Origin of the sequence: Campylobacter sp. 2018MI13, assembly GCF_018501135.1 — a bacterium.
Taxonomy (GTDB): Bacteria; Campylobacterota; Campylobacteria; order Campylobacterales; family Campylobacteraceae; genus Campylobacter_E.
This window is the reverse complement of the sequence record NZ_JAHCZC010000021.1, coordinates 1-22,209: the sequence shown is the minus strand read 5'-3', so window position 1 is coordinate 22,209 and position 22,209 is coordinate 1. Positions and strand designations below refer to the sequence as shown.

Below are 22,209 nucleotides of genomic sequence, written 5' to 3'. Positions count from 1 at the left end.
ATATATAAGAGATTAGTTTTATAATATTTAATAATTTATATATTTTAATGTGTGTTTTTGAGAATGTTTCTACTTTTAAAACATTCGGTATTTTTAATAGTTGTTTTTTGATTTGATTTATTTCGTTTTCATTAATAAATTTAGTAAAGCTAATATTATAAAATTTTGGGAGTTTTGATTTTAAGGTATTTAAATTAGCATTTGTTATATCTTTTTTTAATTTATTAAGAATTTCACTAGGGTCTAATTCATTAATACTTGAAAAATACTCAATATTAGCTAAATCAACTGCTTGAATTTCTAGCTCGCTTACTAATACTACGCTGTAATCTTTATTTAATTTGGTTTCATAATCTTTTATCAATTCATCAATAAAAAAGGCAAATTGAAAACAAAAACATATAATAAAAAGTGGAAAAATAAAACTAATATGTGTTTTAAATAAATTCATTCAAAACCCCATTTTCTATATTTAAATGCCTATAATTAAAATCAATTCTAGGTGGAATTTGATGAGTTACTGCGATAATGCAAGCATTGAATGTATTTCTAGCAGCGTTTAGTAATTGCCAAATAATATCAGCTGAATGAATATCAAGATTTCCTGTTGGCTCATCACAAATTATTATTTTAGGATTGTGTATGATTGCTCTTGCAAGGGCTATTCTTTGCTGCTCTCCGCCACTTAATTCTAAAGGCATTTTTTTAGCTTTATGCTGAAGTTTTGTATATTTTAATAACACATCTACATGCTTGCTGATTTGTTCATTTTTAACGCCAGCTATTTTTAAAGGTAATGCTATATTATCGCTTACATTTAGCTCGTTAATTAGCTTATAATCTTGAAAAATTATTCCTAATTTTCTTCTAAGTTTTAACAATTCAGCATTGCTAATATTTCCCATATTTTTAAACAAAACATGCAAATCCCCACTAAATTCGCTAAATTCTCCAAAAAAACTTTTAAGCAATGTTGTTTTCCCGCTACCACTTTTACCGGTGATAAATATAAAATCACCTTCATTAGCACTAAAATTTATATTATGCAATACTATTTCATTATTGTAGGCTAGAGTTAAATTATTGGCATTTATTAAAGTAGCATTGCTTTTCATTGTAAAAACTCTTTTAATTTAATAAATGCTTTTAAATTTAAAGTATTTGGGCAAAAGTCGTGAAACAAAAACTCAAATTCTTCATTTTCTTTACATAATAAATAAGAGCTACTTGGTGTGTCAAATCCACCATAAGCTATTTGAATGATTTTTGCATTATCACATTCATAAATTCTTGATATTTTTAAGAAAAAATCTTCATCAATATGTTTTATAAAATTAAGCTTATTAAAATCAATTTTGAAATTAATTTTTTGATTTATGATTTCTTGATTTAAATTCTTTTTATTTCTCACATAGCAAACAAAATCATATATATCTTTATTCATTTTAAGCCAACGGCTTTCGTATTTGCTTATTATCCTTGCGTCTTTATTTTTAAAATAATCATAGTCTAAATCAGAAAAAATATTTTTTGTATATTCTGCATACATTAAACTATCGCTTCTTAATTCAAAAAATCCATTTTCTTTTAATACTCTTTCGCACTCGTTTTTAAATTCATTTGATACAACTCTTCTATAAGGAGCGTCGTCCCAAGGCACAGGAAAATGCAAATATATTCCATTTAAACAACTATTATTTAATTCTTTTATAGCTATTCTTGCATCAAAATCTAATAAATATATATTATTTAAATCTTTAGCTAATTTACTTACTTGAATAAGACTAGGTTTATGAATTTCTATTCCAATATAAGTATTTTGAGGATTATTTTTTGCTTGATATAGCAAATGTCTTCCTGAACCAAAACCTATCTCTAAATAAGCATTATCTAATGAATTAATTAATTCTTTAAAGTCCTTAGGAGATGATATGACATTACTTGCTAATTCTTTAAATTTATTATAATGATATGCTTTTGATATGATTTCATCACAAAATGTTTTTTCAAATGCTTCTAAGGCTTTTTGCATCAAGGCTAAGTCAGTAATTTTTGTTAATTTATCAATTTTTACTACAAATTCATTATTTTTTTCGTTAAGTTCTATAAAAAAACTAGAATTATTAATATTAGTATAAACTAAAGTTTTGCCTAATTGTGTTTTTGTTTTAAATTTAAATTCAACCTCTCCAACACTAATTGGCAAGGTTAAATTCTTTATATATTTTGCTTTAAAATTTGGCATTATTTAACACTCAATTTTGAACTAGGTTTTGATTCTATTCCAAATTCATCAACGCCAATTATTTGATAAACATCTCCAAGCACATATGTAGTATCTACATAATAATCATTTTGTATTCCGTTTGCAACTTCTGTTGAATTTTTAATAAGTTTATAGGTTCTTATACGATTATCCGTGCTAATCCATTTTATTTTTAGTGTATTTTCATTTTGTAATTCAAATCCTGTAAGAGCAGGAGTTTTAGGTTTATCAAGGCTCATTCCAACTACATTTACGCCAGTTTTTGCACTCTCAAGTCCGTCTTTATCTATCATAGTTACATAATAATATCTGCTTACTCCATCATCTCCTATATTATCCTCATAGCTATTTTCTGTAGTTGTAGCTAGCTCAAAAAATGGTAATAAAGATGCTTTTGAATAATATATTTTATAATGAGAAAAATCTTCATATTTAGGAGCGTCCCAAGTAAGAATTATTTTTTTAGGTAGGTTTGTAGTTACATTGATATTTACAATTTGTGGTGGTAAAACTTTACTAATTGCTTCAACTTCAGCACTAGCATCACTTTCAACTCCGTTATAAGTTAGTGCAGTTACTTTGTATTTAGCATATAGATTTGCTTTAACTTCGTCTAAATATTCAGCACTTAAGCGATTATTAATAGTTGCTACTTTATACCACTTATCAGAATTAGCGTCTTGTTTATAAATATTATATTTTACAACTCTTGAATCAGTATGCGGTCTCCAAATTATTTTGATTTTATTAGGAAGTCCTGCTATTGCTTGAATAAATGTAACTGGTTCAATTTTTCCTATAGTTTTTACATTTATAGTAGATAGTTTTGAATTACCTTCTTTATTAAAAGTTACGAAAGTATAAGCATAGCTAGTATCAGGATTTAAATTATTATCAGAATAATGAGTTGCATATCTATCATTTATAGTAGCGATTAGTTTGTCTTTTGCATTTTCATCATTTAGCTCTTTTCTATAAATCTTATAACCATCTATATTTTGATCATATATAGGGTCCCACTCAAATCCTATTTCTTTCATACCTTGAAGAGTTCTTATATTGTTTACCATAGTAAGATTATCAATCGGAGCAATTTCACTAAGACTTGTTGTGCTAGAGCACGCATTAAAACCTATAATAAAAGCCGTAAATAAACTTATTTTAATAATTTTCTTCATATTTTGCCTTTCGTGTAAAGATTTAATTATACTAAGTATGAATAATGATTTATAAGCATATCCTATTCCAAATTATTACTAAATTGATTTAATAAATTATGAGCTAGATTTAAGTCAAGTTTTATATCTTTAAAATCTTTAATAGCTTCATTAAAACTCAAACAATTACTTGAATAAAATTCCATAAAATTATTTGTTATTGGATGAGTGTAATTTATATAAAATGAATGTAGCATTAATCTATTTGCTTTATTTTTACTGCTCTCATCAGCATAAATACTATCTCCTAAAATATATCTATTTACACTTGCTAGATGGGTTCTTATTTGATGAGTTCTACCACTTTCTAATTTTGCTGAAATTAAAGCTTTATCGTTTGTATTTGCAAGATTTATAAAATGAGTTCTAGCCCATTTGCCCCATCTATCTTCATTTAAGCCGTATTTTTTAATACATTCATCTTTGCTTAAAGATTGCATTTTTAATCTATTATTCTCATTTCTTTTTATATATTTTTCTATATGATTTTGATTTATTGTGTGGTTTGTAACTGCTAGATAAATTCTATTTACTTCTCTATTTTTAATCTGATTTGCTAAGCTAAAATATGCTTCATTGCTTTTAGCTACTAGCATAACTCCGCTAGTATCTTTATCAAGTCTATGCACTATTCCTGCTCTTATTTTGCCGTTGATATCAGCTAGTTTATAATTTCTCTCAAGTAGCCATTCTACTAATGATGCTTCTTTTAAAGAAGAGCAGCCATGAGTTGCTACATTATTTGGCTTATTTACTACTAGCATATACTCATCTTCATACAGAATTTCTACATCAAAATTAGCTTCATATTTAATATTTATATCTTTTATATCAGGGTAATTAATCTCTATTTCATCATTTATATTTAGTTTATATGAGCTTTTAATTACTTTATTATTTACTAATACATTTTGATTTTTTATTAGATTAGAAATTTGTGAGCGACTTTGTCCTAAAACTTTAGCTAAATATATATCAATTCTTTCAATTTCACTTGCTACAATCTTACTCAATATTAACCTTTTTAAATCATATTCATAAACAAATTTAGCAAAAGGTTGTAAATTGATAAAACTAGATGGTAAAATTTTAACCCACTTTGATTTTATATTGCCATTGCTCGTATTTCCAATAATAATTTTTTCATTTTTATTAATGAATGAGGCGAATGAAGTTTTAGCGCATAAACAAATTATATATGTGATTGTAGGGTTTTTTGCTTTTTTTATATTTTTTTTATTACCAATTAAAAAAATTGAATGGCTTATTCCTTTTTTTTACTGGTTTTGTATAGGTTTATTATTATTAGTTGATGTTTTAGGTGCTACTAAATTAGGAGCTACTAGATGGCTTGAAATTCCTTTTACAAGATTTACGATTCAGCCTAGTGAGATTTTTAAACCTGCATTTTTATTAATGCTTGCTTATTTAATTAGACACAATCCTCCACCTGATGATGGATATAGATTTAAAGATTTTTGCAAAATTAGTTTTTATATAATTTTACCTTTTGTTCTTATTAAAAGTGAGCCTGACTTAGGTTCTGCTTTAATTATTTTAATAGTTGGCTATGTTACATTGTTTTTAGTGGGCATTCATCATAAAATTATTCTAACAGGGGCATTATTGCTTGGAATTTGTATGCCAATAGCTCCTATTGTCTATGATAATTTAAATGATTACCAAAAGAAAAGAATTACTGATTTTTTAAGTGAAAAACCAAGTTATCAAGTAAGACAAAGTATGATAGCAATAGGAAGTGGTGGAATAAATGGTAAAAGCAAAGATGATGCTACTCAAACTCATTTTAAATTCTTACCAATTAGCACGAGTGATTTTATTTTTGCATATACTATTGAAAGATACGGATTTTTAGGTGCTTGCTTGCTTTTAGGATTATATTTATTACTGATTTTGCATTTGCTAAGCTTTAATAAAAAGCTTAAAAAAGATTATTTTGCTAAAACTTTCACATCAGCTCTATCCATATTAATATTTATTTATGTTGGGGTTAATGTATCTATGACTATAGGGTTTGCTCCTGTTGTTGGAGTGCCACTGCCGTTTTTTAGCTATGGTGGAAGCTCTTTTGTAACCTTTATGATACTTTTTGGAATATATGAAAATTTATTATCATTTAGGTTTGACCCTGATTATAAATTAGTAAGAATTGATTTGTAATTAAAGAATTTAAAATTAAATTCTTTAATTATCTATAGGCTTTAATAAGTGAATTAATCTCATTAATATGTGGAAATCTTTTGCTATCACAACCTATTAATTCATTTTTTGAATATATTTTCTCATTATCACAAATAACTATAAAATCGCCTTTACTTCCTATTTCAAATTCTACTTCTATTCCTTGAAATTCACCAATTAATTCATCTGCAACCCTTGCAGCTTGTGGTTCATATTTTCAAGCATTACAATAAATGATTTTCGCTTTCATTTTTTCTCCTTACAAAAATATTACAAATTTAAAATAACTTAATTAATGACTAGAAATATTAAGTTATTTATAGTATTCTTTCGCATTTAATAAAAAATATTATTTGGTAAAGGTAAATATGAAGTTTTTAGAGATTTTAAAGGATAGAAAGCTAAAAGCAACTCCGCAAAGAATAAGCATTTTAAAAGTTTTATCAAAACACGAACACCCTAGTATTGATGAATTATACGAGCAAATAAAGGTTGAATATCCTGCAATTTCACTTGCTACTGTTTATAAAAATCTTAGCACTATGATTGATGAGGGTTTAGTAGTTGAGATTTCAATCCCTAATGATAAATCAAAATACGATATATATGAATACGAACATATTCATTTGGTTTGTAATAATTGTAAAAGTGTTTTTGATTTAGATAAAGTTAAGGCTGGACTTGATAAATATCAACAAACTTTACAAACTAAGTTAGATAATCCTATAGAAAGTATTAAAATTACAGCGTTTTTGGCTACTTGTTCAAATTGCAAATAATATAAGTTAAAATAAGATAAAAAAGGAGTTTAGGTGAGTATTTTAAAACACTTTCTCTTTTTTACCTTAGAGAGTAATTTAGAGTTTAAAAAGCTTAAAGATAGTTTTTGTTTATTTGAAAATAGTCTTTATAAACTTGATATAATTGATAGCAATTTACATTTTTTAAAAGCTAATTTATCAAGAACTGACATAGAATATCATACGAGTGAGCTTAGCTTAAATGAAGTAAAAAGCAAAAGTTTAAAATACAAAAGAGCCATCACTCAAGGCAAGATGATAGAACAATTTAATAATTTTTATATCTGCACTTTATTTGATGAAAATTCTCAAGATGGACTTAGTTTTAGTGAATATGAAAGATTAAAAATATTTTTAACTTATGGGCTTAAATCAAGGGATTTAAGCATTAGCATAGGACTTGCTTTAAGGATATATTTGTTTTATTTGAGTATTAATTCTAAGCAAGAGATAATAAAAGAAATTCTTAATTTATTCTCTTTTATTTACGAAGAAAATATAATAAAAACTATCAATAAAAATGATAATTTTTATGATAATTTATCTTGTATTATTTTAGATGAAAATAATTTTTATACCACAAATTGTGCTAAGGTTAATTTTGTAAAAATCTTTTCAAAAGTTTTAAGAAAAGAAGCTATAAAAGTATTAAGATTTAATGAAAGTTGCGAAAAATTAATAATATTGCTTGAATTTTTAAGCTTTTTTAAAACTCATAAAAAATTAGATTTTCAAGAAAAATTAGCAAAAAATAAAAGCGTTAAAAAAATAGCTAGAAAAATTAGTAAAATAGCTAGAACTTATTATTTAGGATAAATATGCAAAAACAAGAAAAAATAGTAGAAATGTTTAATGAAATAGCTTCAAGCTATGATAAAGCTAATAAGGTTTTAAGTTTTGGTATCGATGCAAAATGGAGATTTGATGCGATTAGTAAGGTTAAAGATTTTCTTAATTTAAATTCTAATTTAAATATAGCTGATATTGCTTGTGGGACAGGCGATATGTGTGTTTTACTAAGTAAAATTCCAAATGCAAAGGTTGTAGGGATTGACCCAAGTAGTGGAATGCTAGAAGTGGCTAAAAAGCGTCATTTAGAAATTGATTTTAAATTAGGCTATGCAAATAATTTACCATTAGATAATGAAAGCATAGATTTAATTACTATTAGTTATGGTTTTAGAAATGTGGTTGAAAAAGATGAAGCATTAGAAGAATTTAAAAGAGTGCTAAAGCCTAATGGAACGCTTTTAGTATTAGAGTTTTTTAAAAGAGAAAAGGGCGGTATAATAGGATTTTTCCGTGATTTTTATCTAAAAAAAATATTACCTATAATAGGTGGAATTTTAAGCAAAAACAAAGCAGCCTATGAATATTTACCTAATTCTATTGATGATTTTTACTCAAATGATGAATTTAAAGATAAATTAAAAGAGCATAATTTTGATTTAAAACTTTTCAAAACTTATAGTTTTGGAGTTAGTTCATTGTTTATAGCGAGTAAAAATGTTAGCAAATAAACTAGAAAAAACATATTTTAGTGTAAGCGAAATCAATAATCTTGCTAAAAATAATTTAGAAAGCACTTTTTTAAATATTGCAATTCAAGGAGAAGTTAGCAAGATTACAAATCATACTTCAGGGCATTGGTATTTTACTATTAAAGATGAGTTATCAAGCCTTGATTGCACTATGTTTTCAAGCTATAACAAAGGTAAGGCTAATTTAATAGTAGGCAATAAAATAATAGCCATTGGAAAACTTACCATATATCCTGCTAGTGGAAAGTATCAATTAAACTGCACTGATTATGAATTAGCCGATGGATTGGGTAAATTACAAGCAGCTTTTAATGAGCTTTATAAGAAATTAAAAGATGAAGGCTTATTTTTAGATATTTATAAAAAACAAATTCCAAAAAATATTAAAAAAATTGCAGTAATTACAGCTATTAATTCAGCTGCTGCTAAAGATATTTTAAGAGTTTATGAAAACAACGAAGCATATTTAATAAAATTAGTGTTTTTTGATAGTTTAATGCAAGGAGAAAATGCTAGTAAAAGAGTAATTGAGTGTATTAAAAAGGCTAATGAATTTGATTTTGATGTTATATTAATAGCTCGTGGCGGTGGTAGTAAAGAAGATTTATTTTGCTTTAACGATGAAGCTTTAGTAAGACAAATCGTAGCATCTAAAATCCCAATAATTACAGGTTTAGGACACGAAATAGATACTCATTTAAGTGATTTAGCAGCTAGTAAGTATTATGCGACCCCAACTGCGGCTATGCAAAGCTTGGTTTATAATAAGTTTGATAGAATGCTAGATTTAGATAATTTGCAAAATTATTTTAATTCAACTATTAAAAAACATTTGGATAAAAAAGAGCAAAATTATTTATATTTAGCAAGTAAATTTTCTAAAAAAGAAGTGAATTTTAAATTTAATTCATATAAAAATAATCTTTTAAATAAAAAGACTTTATTTCAAAATAAGCTAAAAAATATTTTAAAACAAAATGAGCTAATTTTAAATAATCAAAAAACTATTTTAAATAATAATTTTCATAAAGCCTTAGAAAATAAAGAAAGGCTTTATAATATTTATGAAAATAAGATAAATATCACAAAGCTTAAAAGCAATATTTCAAGTATGCAATTTAGCCTAAATCAATATGAAAAACTAGCAAAACAATCATTTAATAAGGCTATTTTAAATAAAAATCAATCTTTAAATGATTTTATAAAGAGTAAAAACATCATTGATTTTAAAATAAAACTAGCAAAAGACAAACTAGAAAATCAAAAAATATTATTAAATAACAGCTTTAAACCTAAATTTAAAGAAAAATATGTAAAAATAAACAATTATCAAAAGATTTTAAGCACTCATCAATCATTCTTAGAAAGCATTAAAGAGTATGCTAGAGTTATGAAAGATAATAAAGGCATAAAACTTAGTGCTTTAAAAGAAGGCGATGAAATCACGCTAAAATCAATTGATTGTGTAAAAATAGCAAAGATTATAAAGGAGTAAAAATGAGACAATACAATTTTAGTGCAGGACCATCTGAATTACCATTAGAGGTTTTAAAAGAAATTCAAGAAGAATTATTAAGCTATAAAAATAACGGCTTTTCTATTATGGAAATTAGTCATCGCTCAAGTTATTATGAGCAAATGCACAATGACGCTATTAAAGATGCAAAAGAGCTTTATGGAATAAATGATGATTATGAAGTAATTTTCGTTCAAGGTGGTGCTACTATGCAATTTAGCTTATTGGCTATGAATTTTAGCCTAGATAATAAGCCTTGTGAATACATTGATACTGATGTATGGACGCAAAAAGCTTGCGAAGAAGCTATCTTAGCTGGAGTAAATGCAAAAATCGTAGCTAGTTCAAAAGATAGTAAATATAATTATATTCCAAAAATTGCTTTAAATAATGATAGTTCTTATACTTATATTTGTTCAAACAACACGGTGCATGGAACTCAATATAAGCAACTTCCTATTTCAAATTCTCCTTTGATTGTTGATGCTAGTTCGGACTTTTTTTCTAAGAAATTAGACTTTTCAAATATAGGTGTTTTATATGGTGGAGTTCAAAAAAATGCTGGTATAGCAGGATTTGCATGTTTAATTATTAGAAAAGACTTATTAGAACGCAGTAAAAATAAAACTATGCCTAAAATGTTTAATTACAACACTTATGCAGATAATAATTCTTTATTTAATACTCCGCCTACATTTGCTATTTATGTATATGCAAAAATTATGAAATGGATTAAAGCTAAAGGCGGACTTGATGCAATTAATCAAGAAAATGAAATAAAAGCTAAATATCTTTATGATATTATTGATAATAGTAATTTTTACAAAGCTTATGTAAATAATGATGATAGATCAGTTATGAATGTTTGCTTTACTACAGGAAATGATGAATTAGACTTAGAATTTTGGAGTAAAGCTGCTAAAGAACACAATATGCTAGGTTTAAAAGGTCATAAAAAACTTGGCGGATTAAGAGCTAGTATTTACAATAGTGCTAGTTTAGAAAAAGTTAAAATTTTAGGCGAATATATGAAAGAATACGAAAGGGTTCGTGGATGAAAAAAGGCTTTTCATTAATTGAGCTTATATTTTCTATGGTTGTAATTGGAATTAGCTTAGCAGCTATTCCAAAAATAGTTAATGCTAGTTTAGAAGGCGATGAGGTAGGTTATAAACAAGAATATTTTTATGAAGTAAAAGAGCTTTATGGACTTATTAGAAATCTACCTTATGATAATTCTAATATAGCTTATGATGAATACAAAACTAATAGCTTATTATCTCAATATATATTAACTCCTGCTTTACAAGGTAAGATAACTTATAAAGTTGATGAGTTAAATCAAATTAATATTAATTCAAGATATTATGCTACTTCATCAGGAAGTGCTGCAAATATCAATAATATTTCTATAAATAATCAAAAAAATGTAAGCTTTTCTAATGTTTTAGGTCAAAAGATAAATTATGTATATGGTAAGTATTCAAAAATAGATTCATCTTATAAATTTGGTTTTAAAATTCCTATTGATTGTGCTATATCAACAAATAGTATATGTGGAGATATAGGCGGGACTAGCACAATGTATGTAGGTCAAATGCAGATTTTAGATGGAGCTAATCCTATTGTATCATTTGATGTATTTTTTAATAAATTTGGAAGATTAGATAGTATTTATAGCCAATATGCAATGAAGACTAGTGATACCACTTGGGATAGCACTAATGAAGCAAAATTAAAAAATTATTTAAGTTTATAAGGAAGTAGATGAAAAAGGCTTTTACGATAATAGAATTAATTGTTGTTATTGTTATTTTAGGAATAATTGCAGGGCTTGGAATTGAGATTATTAAATTTTCTTACGATAACGAACAAAGAGTTAGAGCATTAAATGAACTTGAGCTTAAATCTCAAGCTACTATGGACTTTTTAACAACACACCTAAACAATGCCATTAAAAATAGCTTTAGACTTAAAAAAGCTGAAAATTCTGAATGTGTAAATTCTGTAACTGATTGTAAGTTTGTTTTTAATATTGAAGATGATTCTTTAAAGAATGATTTTAAGATTTTTGAATGGGCTAGGATTGCTATTATTGATAAAAAGCATAATAAATGGGACGGGCTTAACGAAACTAGAAGCGTTATTAATGCAGCTGTAAATGATAAAGCAAGTTGCTATGATGGAACAAATTATTTTAATTGTTTTTCTCATAAACAAAAAGGTATTAATACTAAAATTATTAATTCGTATTCTTTAGGAGATAAGTTAGGCGTATATTTTTTAGGGGATAATATAGCAACTTCAACTTCTTTTATGGAAAAAGATTTGTATGATTTAGAAATAGCTGAAAGAAATGTTGGTAGTGGTAAGAAAGAAGATTATGCAAAAATTGAACTAAAACTAAGTGATAAGATTTTTACAATTAGTAATGTATATGTATTAGTTGATAAGATTGAAGGTATTAAGTTTGAAGATAGTGAATTAAAATATTATAGTTATGATTTTAAAGATAAAAGACCAAATTTCGCAACAAATACCATTGATAAAGTAACACTTGTAAATAATGTTAGTGATTTTATTATTAGTAATAATAACGGCGTTACTAAAATTAAATTATGCTTAGAAGTAAATGATTTGCCAGGTAGTTTTATTACTAAAAAGACAAGCCTTAAAGTTTGCAAAAGTGGGGTAATAATATGAAAAAATCAGGTTTTAGTATGATAACTGCTATTATATTTATTATTTTAGTAAGTGTTGTTGGAGTTTTAACCTTGCAATCATCAAAAAGCACCGTGTCATTTGCAGCTAGAGCTTATCTTAAAGAGCAGGTTGAACTTATAATGGACGGAGCTAGAGCAAAGGCATTAAGTAGATGGTTTGAATCAGGTGATCCTATAGTTAATTCAGGTATTATGTCAAACGCAAAAATAACCGAGAATTACTATTACCCTAGTAATAGTGATAGAAAATATTTAATCACAATAGAATATACAAAAGTTGATAGTTCTAAGGCGTTAAAATTTGATAAAAACACCGTTTTAGCAAGAATTAGTGTTGAGACAGGAGAAGCTTTATCAAAAGTAGCAAAAATTAGATTAGTAAGAGATTACACAATAGGAAATTAAAGGAAATATTATGCAAAAGCAAGTTTTATTAAGCTATGGTGGTGGCGGAGATGAGATGAATGAGTTTTTAAATAATTTTATTTTAAAACATATTCATGCTGATAATTCTCAAGGACTTAGCGAAGATGCTGCTGTTTGTGATGGTTTTTCTAAAATCGCTTTTTCAACTGATTCTTTTGTGCTTGACCCAATTTTTATCAATGGTGCAAATATAGGTAAAATCGCAGCTTGTGGTTCTATAAATGATGTTTTGATGATGGGAGCAAAGCCTAAATATCTTACTTTAGGTCTTATTTTAGAAGAAGGCTTTTTACTTGATGATTTAGCAAAAATATTAAATGATTTATCAAATACTGCAAAAGAATTTGAAGTAGGAATTAAGTGTGGGGATTTAAAGGTAGTTCCTAAGGGTAAGGCTGATAAGATATATATAAATACAACTTGTATAGGCGATGCAAATGGATTTATTAATAATAATAAAATTAGCACAAAAAGTATTAAAGAAGGCGACGCTATTATAGTAAGTGGTGATTTAGGAAGGCATGGAGCTTGTGTAATGGCTGCTAGATTTGGTTTTAACTACGATATTATAAGTGATGCAAAATGTTTATATAGTGAAGTAAAAGATATTTTAAAATACGATATAAAATGCCTAAGAGACGCTACTCGTGGTGGTTTATCTAGCGTGTTAAATGAATTAGCAAAATCAAGTGGCTTGGAATTTATAATCAATGAAAGTGATATTAGTATAAGTGATGGGGTTTTAGGGCTTTGTGAATTATTAGGATTTGATGCTTTAGAATTAGCTAATGAAGGAACATTTGTTTGTATTTGTTCTAAAGAAGATGCACAAAATGTATTAAAAGAATTAAAAAAATACAATGATTTTGCAAATATAATAGGTGTAGTGCATAAGTCAAAAAGCCCATCAGTAAAGCTTAATAATAGCTATGGTGGAAGTAGGATTTTACAAATGCCAAAAGGCGAATTATTGCCAAGGATTTGCTAATGCATGAAATGGCAATTGTTAATAATCTTTTAGATGAGTGTGAAAGAATTAGAATCAATAATAAAGCTACAAAAATTACTAGAGTAAGAGTTAGTATAGGTAGGCTTAGTGGGGTTGAAGAGCATTATTTTAAAGAAGCTTTCAATGCTTTTACTAGCGATAATAATTCAAGCTATTTCAATGCTAAATTAGAAGTAGTTTTAAAAGAACTTGAACTTTTTTGCAAAGATTGTAATTGTAGTTTTATTCAAAATAAAAATGAGTTTTGTTGCAAAAATTGCTCTAGTAATAATGTTGAGATTAAAAGTGGCGATGAATTATTATTAGAGCAAGTTGAATTAGAGTGATTTTAGTTATCAATTAGGTATTTATATACTATATCTTGGCGTTTTGAGATTTGGTTTATAAAATACTTAATTCTCTCATCGTTTGTTAGAATTTTATCATCTATTTCATCATAAAAATAATAAGGCAAGTCATTGCTTATATTTTCCATCATTTTAAATCTAGTGATTAAAATTCCAATATCTGATTGTTCTTTTAATTGAATTTTATTATATTTTGAATATAAATACTCATTTAATGATATACATAAGTTATTCATTTCCAAAACTGCTTCTAGTAGTCTAATTTGTTCAATTTTATTATGCTTGTTTCTGCTTTCGTATAAAAGGTTTTTAAGGCTTTTAATATTTAATAAAATTTTATTTTCATAATTTAAATAATCTTCTTTTTTAATAACAGCACTTAAGAAGTTTTTAAGATTATTTATTGCGTCTTTTAAAGTAGGTTTTATATCATCTTCGCTTTTGCTAGGCCAAAGATACGAAAAGGTATAAACTATAAAAAATGCTACAATAAAATCAATCAATCTATATACAAGTAATCTTTCATAATCAAGTCCTAAACTCGCAAATAAAATAGCAAGATTTAACATAATAAAAATAGTTGCTATAAAATATGGAAAATGCTTAAAATATATACAAGCAAAATATGATAAAAATAGCACTACAAAAATTAATTTTGAATGTATTGAAAAAATAATCAAAAGTCCTAATGCAAAGCCTATTAGTGCTGCATAAATGGTTTCTTTATTATTAATTGTAGTTGAATTGATAGTTTCTTTAAACATTGTAAAAACACCCATCGCTATCCAAATTCCGTGGTCAATTTTGAAAAATAATGCTAAAAATAACGAAAACGAAGTTGCTAATGCAACTTTTATTGAGAATTTAAAATACTTATTATCAAAATGAAACTTTTCTAAAATAGTTTTAATTGTGATTTTTTTATCTTTTGGTTTTAAGGTTAATTGTTTTGCTCCACCTTGCTTAAATAATTCAAGCTTGTAATAAAGAACCTCTACTAAGGTGCATAATATTGGTAATGTATTTAATTGTTTTAATCTATCAAGACAAAATGATTTGAGATTGACTTTTTCATCTTTAAATATCTTTTTTAATTCTTCAAGATTAAAAATAATTTCATTTTGAATATTTTTTATATGAGCATTTTTTGAATTTTGTTTAAAAAATGTCCTTAACGAAAATAAAGCAAGTGCTATTTCTTCACACTTTAGCAAATAAAACATAGCCATTTCTTGGTGTCTTATAAGGCTTGAATCTTTTATATTTACTGATTTACTTTCAAAAAGTCTTTTAAATTCATTAATCCTTGTTACGAATAAATTTTGCCACATTTCATATTTGCTATTTGTCATATTTTCACTCATATAAATCAAATCATTTAAAAGCATTATAAAACTTCTTCTAGTAAATCCACCATAAGTATAAAATGCAAAAGTTCTAAAAATAGTTGCTACACAAGAGCCAATTAATGTCGCATAAAATACTTCTAAAGAATCAAAATTATTTAGACTAGCACTAATTAACATAGCCATAACAAGTAAGGTTGCATATATGCCAACTTTGAGTGCGTCTTGTGAAATTGCACCTGCAAAAATAACAGCGAAAATCCAAATAAAACTAGGAATTGCCATAAAAAAATCAAGTTTGATTAAATAAGGAACTACTAGAGCAAAAAAACAACCAAAAAAAGTAAAAGCTAGCAAATATAATATTTTCTTAGTTCCTACCGAATTAAGATTGTTCATATAAAATATAAAAACACAAGATAAAACACTAAAAATAGTATAGTTTTCGTGAATTGTAAAATAGCTTATGATTAAGCAAATAGCAAGTCCAACGCAAGCTTTCATAGCGTATAGTAATGAAAAATTACTAGGGTCGTATTTATGAAAATACACTTTTAATTTTTGATACGAATTAATAAAATATTGTTTATTTAGTTCCATATTGCACTTCAAAATAATTTGTAATTTTATTTTTAAATTGTAAAGCTTCTATTTTTCTTTTAAGCTCTTTATTTTCTTCGCTTAATACTTCTCTTTTGTCTTTTAATTGAGCATAAACTTTACTTGATTCATAGAGTTGAAGTCTAACCCAAACTAAGCTAATTGATATAATCATTATTATAAAAAATAATAATATTAGCCTTTTGTTAAAACCTAAAATAGAATAATCTTGGTATTTATTTATTAGTAATTCTTCTTTTTCTTCTGTACTTGTTCTTATGTTTTTCATTATTTTAAATAAAACGCTCTAAGTTTTGCACAACTTGACCTAGAATTATATTTTATTTCTTCTTTGCTAGGTTCAATTGGTTTTTTAGTAATAATTTTTCCTAAGGAATGGTTATTACCACATTCACATCTAATTGCAAATTCATCACAAATGCAATTATTTGCCCATTTTTTAAAAGTGTCTTTTACTATTTTATCTTCTAAAGAATGAAAAGTAATTATACAAATTAGACAATTTTTAAATTCTTTCAGTTGCTCTAAAAATCTTTTAAGCACTCCTAATTCATCATTTACTTCAATTCTAATTGCTTGAAATATTAAAGTTTTTAGGCTTACACTACGATTGTTTAACTTTGCATTTCCTATTATTTTACTAAGTTCTTTGCAAGAGTTAATAGGTCTATTTTTGATAATATTTGAAGCTATATCAGAAGCTAGTTTTTCTGGTAATTCTGCGTAATTTTTAAAAATTTCACTTAGTTGCTTGTTAGTATAGGTATTAATTAGAGTTTTTGCATCAAAATCTTTATTTTTATCCATTCTCATATCTAATTCACTAGAATCAAAAGAAAAACCCCTATCATCTTTATCTAATTGCAAACTAGATACTCCAATATCTGCTAATACACCTTTAATTTCATTTTTGTTATTAATGAAAGAAAATATATTTTCATAATTTGTTTTATAAATTTGAATATCTACATTAAATTCTTTTAATTTTTCTTTAGAATAATTGATGGCTTCTATATCTTGGTCACACGCTATTAGATTTAGTTTATTATTATTTTTTAATATAGCACTAGCGTGTCCTGCATAGCCCAAAGTCGCGTCAAGATAATAACCATTATCTAAATCTTTAAATAATTTAACTACTTCATCTTTTAAAACGGGAATATGAATTTGCAAATGCTTACCTTGTAATTTAATATTGTATATATAATAAATAAAACTTTTTAACAAGGATATAATAATGTTTGCTGAAATCAAAAAATACGCAAAAATAATGTATGAAAAAGACTTTATATATGGACTTAATGGTTCTATATCTTCAAGATTTGAAGATAATGCGTTTTTAATAAACAAAAATACAATATTTAATGATGATAATTCATTCTTTATTAAATTATTATTAAATGAAAATTATAAACAATATGATGCTTGTAAATATGTAAAATTACATTCAAAAATATATAATTCTTTTTCACAAGCTAAAGTGATAGCCGTAGTTTGCACTAAAGATATAATGAAAATATGCAATGGTTCAAGTTTGAAATATCAAAATCAAAATATTTTTATAGAAAATGAATTAATTTTACAAGATATGAATGTTTTAATAGATAAATTAAGAAAAAATAAATCTAATTTTTTAATGATAAAGAATTTTGGATTATTGATTTTTGATAGAGATTTTAATGGTTTATTTTCTAAAATTTTTGATATAGATTTGCAGGCTAAAATTTCTTTATAAATTAAATCTTTGTTAATGCTTATAAGATAGGATTTTTCTTTAAAAACACTTGAAATTAGGATAAATAATGATTACTTGGATGCAGCGTCATAAAAAATATTTAGTTGTTACAATTTGGATTAGCGTTATAGCATTTGTTGGTGCAGGAACTGTTGGTTGGGGTAGTGTAGATTTAAATAGTTCAAGAAGCAAATATGTAGCAAAAGTAGGAAATTTAGGCGTAACACATAAAGAATTTAATGATAAATATAGCGAATTATTTTATATTCAAAATCAATTATCTAATGGTGAATTAACAGAAGAACAAGCGTTAAAGTTAGGACTGGATAAACAAGCATTAGTGGAATTAATAAGAGAAAAATTATTATTAAACTATGCTAATGATTTGGGATTTTATGCTAGTGAAGAAGAAGTTGTAAAAACAATAGCTAGCTATGAGTTATTTAATAAAAGTGAAGAAGATAAAACATTTGATAAAAGTAAATATTTAACATATTTGAAAAATTTAAGAATGAGTGAAGCAGATTTTGCTAATCAAATTAAAAATAAATTAGAAATTTCTAAATTATTAAAATTACTAGCAGTTCCAGCAAATAAAGAAGAATTAGAAATCGCAAATGCTAGTTTAAATATGCAAGATGAGATAAATTTAAAAATTATAGATTTGTCTAAAGAAGAAGATAAAATCAAATTAAGCGAAGATGAATTAAAGTCTTATTGGCAAGAACATAAAGATGAATATAAAACTGAACTATCATATGATTATTCTGTATATACATTAAATCCTAATTTAGACAATTTAATTGAAAGTGATATGAAAGCTTATTGGGAAAATAATAAATTTAATTATAAAGATGAAGAAGGCAAAATTAAAGAATATGAACTAGCAATAAATGATGTTAAGATAGATTTTGCTTTAAGTTTGTTAGAAAAAGAAGCTAAACTTGATTACATTAAGTTAAAAAATAATGAAATTAAATTCCAATCAACTACAAATCAAAATGCTTATTCTGAATTAGTTTTACAAAATAAAGATTTAAAAGTAGGTGAAATGAGTAAGCCTTTTATTATGGATAATAAATATTATATAGTAAGACTTGATAAAATAAATCAGCCAACTGCTTTAGAATTTGAAAAAGCTAAAATGATGGTAGAAGAAGATTTAAGAGAATTAAAATTTAAAGAATTATTGTCAAATACAGGTGAAGAAGAATTAAAAAAAGATAAAATTAATGGAAAAAATATAGGTTTTATATCTAAAGTTTCTAAAAATAATACCGATTTAACAGATACAGAATTTTTTACATTTGTGAGCGAGTTATTTTTGAAAAATACTAAAAAATCTTATGTGCTTTTAAATGATAAAGTATTAGTATATGAAATACTTTCTCAAAAATTAGTTGATAATACAAGTGAAAAGAATAATACTGATTTAAGTAATGAGTTGAAAAATATTAATTTTACTCTTATGCTTGATGATTTAATAAAAGAATTAGATAAGCGTTATGAAATTAAAAATTATTATAAAGGTAGTGAATTTTGAATATTTTAGCTATTGATCTTGGTTCTAGTTTAATAAAAGTAGCTATTGTTAGTTTTGATGGGGAAGGTATCAAAGTAGTTAGTGTTGCTAATACACAAACTTACGGAATTAAATCTGGAAAAATTACAAGCATTAATGACGCAAGTAATTCCATTAAAAAAGCAGTAAATAAGGTTAAGGAAAATTTAAGTATTAATATAGATAAAATTGCTGTTTCTGTTAGTGGAGCTTATACAAATTCTGTAACTGGATATGCTGACATAAGGCTAGATGCTAATGGCTCGGCAATTACAATTAAAGATATAGAAAAAGCAATTAATGCTGCTAGAACATCTGCAGATATTCATAGCGATCAAATTCCAATTCATATACTGCCTTATAGATTTAGAGCGAATAATACTGATAATATTGAAGATCCACTTGGTATGATGGCTTCAAGCTTTAGATTGGAAGCTAATATTATTACTATGAATAAAAATGATTATGAAAATATAAAGCAAATATTATCAAATGCTGATATAAAAAACTATGTTTTAGTATCTTCTATATATGCTAATTCAATTTATTGTTTAAATAACGATGAAAGAGAAAATGGTGTTGCTATCATTGATTGTGGTTCGCAAGTATGTGATATTGCAATATATGCTTATAATTCAATTATATGGATGTATTATTTTCCTTTTGGTTCTTGGCATATTACAAGTGATATTGCTAAATATCTTACCGCTAGCAATGAGGTTGCAGATAAAATTAAATTACAATTTTCTTTATTTAAAGATGAAGAAAATAGCACTCATGTAGAGTATTACAAAACCGGTTCTCAAACTCTTGATAGAGTATCTGTTGAATCAGTTTCAAAGTGTGTAAATATGAGACTTACAGAAATGCTTGAATGTATATATGCTAGCATAGATGATAGTCCTTATGAGAAATTTTTCTCAAGAGTAGTTTTGACTGGAGGTTGTTTTAAAATAGACAATATGGCTGAAAGAGCAACTCCTAAATTTAACAATAAAGCCGTAAGAACAGTTATAGAAAAAAATAGCGTATTTTATGGGGATAATGAGATTTTTACTATGCCTGAATATACATGTTTATTAGGCCTATGTATGTATTCTTGTGGTTTTCATACTAAATATGAGCTTAATTCTAGTGGTGTTTTATTAACTAGACAAAAAACCACAGAATTAGAAAAAATCATAGATTTTTCGATAGATAAAGAAATAGAAACTAAAAACAATACTTCTTATTACACAAATATAGATGTTAAGGAACAAAAATTGCTTAAGATTGAAAAAAATGACAAAGATGAAGTATTAGAGTCATTAAAGATTAGTTCTAATGAAGAAAAATCTGAAGGCGTTTTTGCTAAATCTTGGAAGAAAGTTTGTGCTTATATAGAAAGGATATTTTAAGAAATGGATTTTGATATTTTAGGTGATAATATAGATTTTAAAGTAATGGAGAGTGAAATGGATTGCGGCGTTAAGATAAAAGTAATTGGTGTTGGTGGAGCAGGTGGAAATATGATAAATCATATTGTAGAAACTTGTGCTAGTTCTTTAAAAGTTGATATTTCTAATGTAGATATTATGATTGCAAATACTGATATTCAAGATATAAATAGGTCAAAAGCAAACATTAAAATACAATTAGGACCAAAGAAGACAAATGGTCGTGGAGCTGGTGCAAATCCTGAAATAGGTAGAATTTCAGCTGAAGAAGTTGAAGATGAAATTAAAGAACGCTTAGCAGGAACAGAATTATTATTTATCGCCGAAGGTCTAGGTGGTGGAACTGGCACTGGTGCAGGTCCAGTTATTGCTAAAATTGCAAAATCTTTAGGCATACTTGTTGTTTCTGTTGCTACATTCCCATTTAGCTATGAAAAAGCTAGAATTAAAGCTGCTGAAAAAGGATTAGAAGAGCTAAAAAAAGAAAGCGATTGCGTTATATTAATCCAAAATGATAAGTTAAAATTAGTAGTTCCAAAAACTTTAAATACTAGAGAAGCTAACAAATTTGCTAATGATGTTTTAGTAAATGCTGTAACCGGCATAATTAAAATGTTATTAATTGAAGCTGATACTAATATAGATTTTGCAGATGTTACTTCTGTTATGAGCCATCGTGGAACAGCACTTATGGGAATGGGAAGAGCTGAAGGTGAAAATGCTATTAAAGAAGCGTATGCAAATGCAATTGATTCTCCATTATTAGAAAATTATACAACTAACCTACAAGATGCTAAAGCTATGATAGTATTTTTTAGCTATGGTGAAAATATTCCTTTCTTCCAACTTGTTGAGACAATGGAAGAGATTTCAAATTCTAGTAACGAAGATTTAAATGTATTCTGCGGACATGTATTAGATACTAGCTTGCCAGCTGATGCTGTTGAAGTTACTATTATAGCTACAGGTTTTGATGAAACAAGAGCACAAAAAGCTAAAATTGAGCAAGAGAGCAAAAAGCGTGAAGAAGAGTTAAGCTATAAAATAGTTCAACCTGAAATGCAAAAAGTAAGTGGTGGAACAATAAAAGTAGATTATAAAACTAGAGATTTTAACGAACCTGCATTCGTTAGAAATGGTCAAGATTAATATAAAAAATTGGCTTAAAATGTTGCTATAATTTTATTTATGGGGGACAAAATATCCCCCAAATGTCCCCGCAATATTTTTTGCATATATTTATTTAAAAAGATTTTAAAAGTATTTCAAAGCCGATTTAATGGGCTTTTATAAAGATTTTGTAAGGTATGTTGTAAAGGTTTTTTGAAAGTATTTTATAAAATGTAAAGCAAAAACTCTTATTTTATACACTTTGTAAAGCACTTACATTTTACAAAAATCAAGCTTAAATAACGAGCACATAAAGCTTTCAACTTATTTTATATCACTTACATTCTTTACAT

General features: G+C 26.1%; 22 protein-coding genes and 2 pseudogenes. 15 read left to right on the top strand and 9 right to left on the bottom strand.

Going from position 1 to position 22,209, the window contains the following annotated elements:
• From KJQ99_RS03505 to KJQ99_RS03485, 5 genes and pseudogenes are all read right to left on the bottom strand, one after another.
• Window positions 1-451 (bottom strand): annotated as a pseudogene (locus KJQ99_RS03505) (ABC transporter permease); the annotation flags it as partial.
• Window positions 438-1,115, bottom strand: coding sequence for a cell division ATP-binding protein FtsE (locus KJQ99_RS03500; RefSeq protein WP_214120129.1), 678 nt, complete (start codon window positions 1,113-1,115; stop codon window positions 438-440). The pseudogene KJQ99_RS03505 and the gene KJQ99_RS03500, both read right to left, overlap by 14 nt.
• On the bottom strand, window positions 1,112-2,245 hold the full coding sequence (gene trmB / locus KJQ99_RS03495; RefSeq protein WP_214150045.1) for a tRNA (guanosine(46)-N7)-methyltransferase TrmB: 1,134 nt from the start codon (window positions 2,243-2,245) through the stop codon (window positions 1,112-1,114). Before trmB ends, KJQ99_RS03500 begins: the two co-directional genes overlap by 4 nt.
• The gene (locus KJQ99_RS03490) at window positions 2,245-3,444 is read right to left on the bottom strand and encodes a fibronectin type III domain-containing protein (RefSeq protein ID WP_214150044.1); all 1,200 of its coding nucleotides are present in this window, start codon (window positions 3,442-3,444) and stop codon (window positions 2,245-2,247) included. The genes trmB and KJQ99_RS03490 overlap by 1 nt, the downstream gene beginning before the upstream one ends.
• 62 nt (window positions 3,445-3,506) lie before the next feature.
• The gene (locus KJQ99_RS03485) at window positions 3,507-4,496 is read right to left on the bottom strand and encodes an RluA family pseudouridine synthase (protein ID WP_214120132.1); all 990 of its coding nucleotides are present in this window, start codon (window positions 4,494-4,496) and stop codon (window positions 3,507-3,509) included.
• Window positions 4,497-4,548: 52 nt separating this feature from the next.
• On the opposite strand from KJQ99_RS03485, the gene KJQ99_RS03480 reads away from it, so the two are divergent.
• Window positions 4,549-5,664 (top strand): FtsW/RodA/SpoVE family cell cycle protein, encoded by a 1,116-nt coding sequence (locus KJQ99_RS03480; RefSeq protein ID WP_214116552.1) that lies wholly within the window; start codon window positions 4,549-4,551, stop codon window positions 5,662-5,664.
• Between the two features lie 28 nt (window positions 5,665-5,692).
• On the opposite strand, the pseudogene KJQ99_RS10850 reads toward KJQ99_RS03480, so the two are convergent.
• A pseudogene (locus tag KJQ99_RS10850) lies at window positions 5,693-5,890 on the bottom strand (Rdx family protein); the annotation flags it as partial.
• A 163-nt stretch (window positions 5,891-6,053) separates the two neighbouring features.
• On the opposite strand from KJQ99_RS10850, the gene KJQ99_RS03470 reads away from it, so the two are divergent.
• The 10 genes from KJQ99_RS03470 to KJQ99_RS03425 are packed head-to-tail and all read left to right on the top strand — an operon-like array spanning window position 6,054 to window position 14,026.
• On the top strand, window positions 6,054-6,464 hold the full coding sequence (locus tag KJQ99_RS03470; protein WP_214116554.1) for a Fur family transcriptional regulator: 411 nt from the start codon (window positions 6,054-6,056) through the stop codon (window positions 6,462-6,464).
• 33 nt (window positions 6,465-6,497) lie between these two features.
• The gene (locus KJQ99_RS03465) at window positions 6,498-7,301 is read left to right on the top strand and encodes a hypothetical protein (protein WP_214150043.1); all 804 of its coding nucleotides are present in this window, start codon (window positions 6,498-6,500) and stop codon (window positions 7,299-7,301) included.
• A 2-nt stretch (window positions 7,302-7,303) separates the two neighbouring features.
• Entirely contained in the window at window positions 7,304-8,005 is a 702-nt protein-coding gene (gene ubiE / locus KJQ99_RS03460) for a bifunctional demethylmenaquinone methyltransferase/2-methoxy-6-polyprenyl-1,4-benzoquinol methylase UbiE (RefSeq protein ID WP_214150042.1), read from the top strand.
• Window positions 7,992-9,521, top strand: coding sequence for an exodeoxyribonuclease VII large subunit (xseA, locus tag KJQ99_RS03455; protein WP_214150041.1), 1,530 nt, complete (start codon window positions 7,992-7,994; stop codon window positions 9,519-9,521). The genes ubiE and xseA overlap by 14 nt, the downstream gene beginning before the upstream one ends.
• A gap of 2 nt (window positions 9,522-9,523) precedes the next feature.
• Window positions 9,524-10,600 carry a 3-phosphoserine/phosphohydroxythreonine transaminase gene (serC, locus tag KJQ99_RS03450; RefSeq protein ID WP_214116563.1) on the top strand — a complete coding sequence of 359 codons (1,077 nt, stop codon included), beginning with the start codon at window positions 9,524-9,526 and terminating at the stop codon, window positions 10,598-10,600.
• A complete protein-coding gene (locus tag KJQ99_RS03445) occupies window positions 10,597-11,301 on the top strand; it encodes a type II secretion system protein (RefSeq protein ID WP_214150040.1) in 705 nt (234 codons plus the stop codon). The genes serC and KJQ99_RS03445 overlap by 4 nt, the downstream gene beginning before the upstream one ends.
• 8 nt (window positions 11,302-11,309) lie before the next feature.
• The gene (locus KJQ99_RS03440) at window positions 11,310-12,245 is read left to right on the top strand and encodes a prepilin-type N-terminal cleavage/methylation domain-containing protein (protein WP_214150039.1); all 936 of its coding nucleotides are present in this window, start codon (window positions 11,310-11,312) and stop codon (window positions 12,243-12,245) included.
• Entirely contained in the window at window positions 12,242-12,670 is a 429-nt protein-coding gene (locus tag KJQ99_RS03435) for a hypothetical protein (protein ID WP_214150038.1), read from the top strand. Before KJQ99_RS03440 ends, KJQ99_RS03435 begins: the two co-directional genes overlap by 4 nt.
• A gap of 10 nt (window positions 12,671-12,680) precedes the next feature.
• Complete coding sequence (gene hypE, locus KJQ99_RS03430) at window positions 12,681-13,679, top strand: hydrogenase expression/formation protein HypE (RefSeq protein ID WP_214150037.1); 999 nt, start codon at window positions 12,681-12,683, stop codon at window positions 13,677-13,679.
• Window positions 13,679-14,026: a hydrogenase maturation nickel metallochaperone HypA/HybF gene (locus tag KJQ99_RS03425; protein WP_214116574.1), complete on the top strand. Its 348-nt coding sequence runs from the start codon at window positions 13,679-13,681 to the stop codon at window positions 14,024-14,026. Before hypE ends, KJQ99_RS03425 begins: the two co-directional genes overlap by 1 nt.
• 2 nt (window positions 14,027-14,028) lie before the next feature.
• On the opposite strand, the gene KJQ99_RS03420 is transcribed toward KJQ99_RS03425, so the two are convergent.
• The 3 genes from KJQ99_RS03420 to rsmH are packed head-to-tail and all read right to left on the bottom strand — an operon-like array spanning window position 14,029 to window position 17,187.
• Entirely contained in the window at window positions 14,029-15,993 is a 1,965-nt protein-coding gene (locus KJQ99_RS03420; protein ID WP_214116576.1) for an FUSC family protein, read from the bottom strand.
• Complete coding sequence (locus tag KJQ99_RS03415; RefSeq protein WP_214116578.1) at window positions 15,980-16,282, bottom strand: hypothetical protein; 303 nt, start codon at window positions 16,280-16,282, stop codon at window positions 15,980-15,982. Before KJQ99_RS03415 ends, KJQ99_RS03420 begins: the two co-directional genes overlap by 14 nt.
• Window positions 16,282-17,187: a 16S rRNA (cytosine(1402)-N(4))-methyltransferase RsmH gene (gene rsmH, locus KJQ99_RS03410; RefSeq protein WP_214150036.1), complete on the bottom strand. Its 906-nt coding sequence runs from the start codon at window positions 17,185-17,187 to the stop codon at window positions 16,282-16,284. Before rsmH ends, KJQ99_RS03415 begins: the two co-directional genes overlap by 1 nt.
• 64 nt (window positions 17,188-17,251) lie before the next feature.
• On the opposite strand from rsmH, the gene KJQ99_RS03405 reads away from it, so the two are divergent.
• From KJQ99_RS03405 to ftsZ, 4 genes are all read left to right on the top strand, one after another.
• Window positions 17,252-17,749 carry a class II aldolase/adducin head domain-containing protein gene (locus tag KJQ99_RS03405; protein ID WP_214116582.1) on the top strand — a complete coding sequence of 166 codons (498 nt, stop codon included), beginning with the start codon at window positions 17,252-17,254 and terminating at the stop codon, window positions 17,747-17,749.
• A 67-nt stretch (window positions 17,750-17,816) separates the two neighbouring features.
• Window positions 17,817-19,292, top strand: coding sequence for a peptidylprolyl isomerase (locus tag KJQ99_RS03400; protein ID WP_214150035.1), 1,476 nt, complete (start codon window positions 17,817-17,819; stop codon window positions 19,290-19,292).
• Window positions 19,289-20,707 (top strand): cell division protein FtsA, encoded by a 1,419-nt coding sequence (gene ftsA / locus KJQ99_RS03395; protein WP_214150034.1) that lies wholly within the window; start codon window positions 19,289-19,291, stop codon window positions 20,705-20,707. The genes KJQ99_RS03400 and ftsA overlap by 4 nt, the downstream gene beginning before the upstream one ends.
• A gap of 3 nt (window positions 20,708-20,710) precedes the next feature.
• Window positions 20,711-21,895, top strand: a complete 1,185-nt coding sequence (gene ftsZ, locus KJQ99_RS03390; RefSeq protein WP_214116589.1) for a cell division protein FtsZ — start codon at window positions 20,711-20,713, stop codon at window positions 21,893-21,895.
• Window positions 21,896-22,209: the final 314 nt, after the last annotated feature.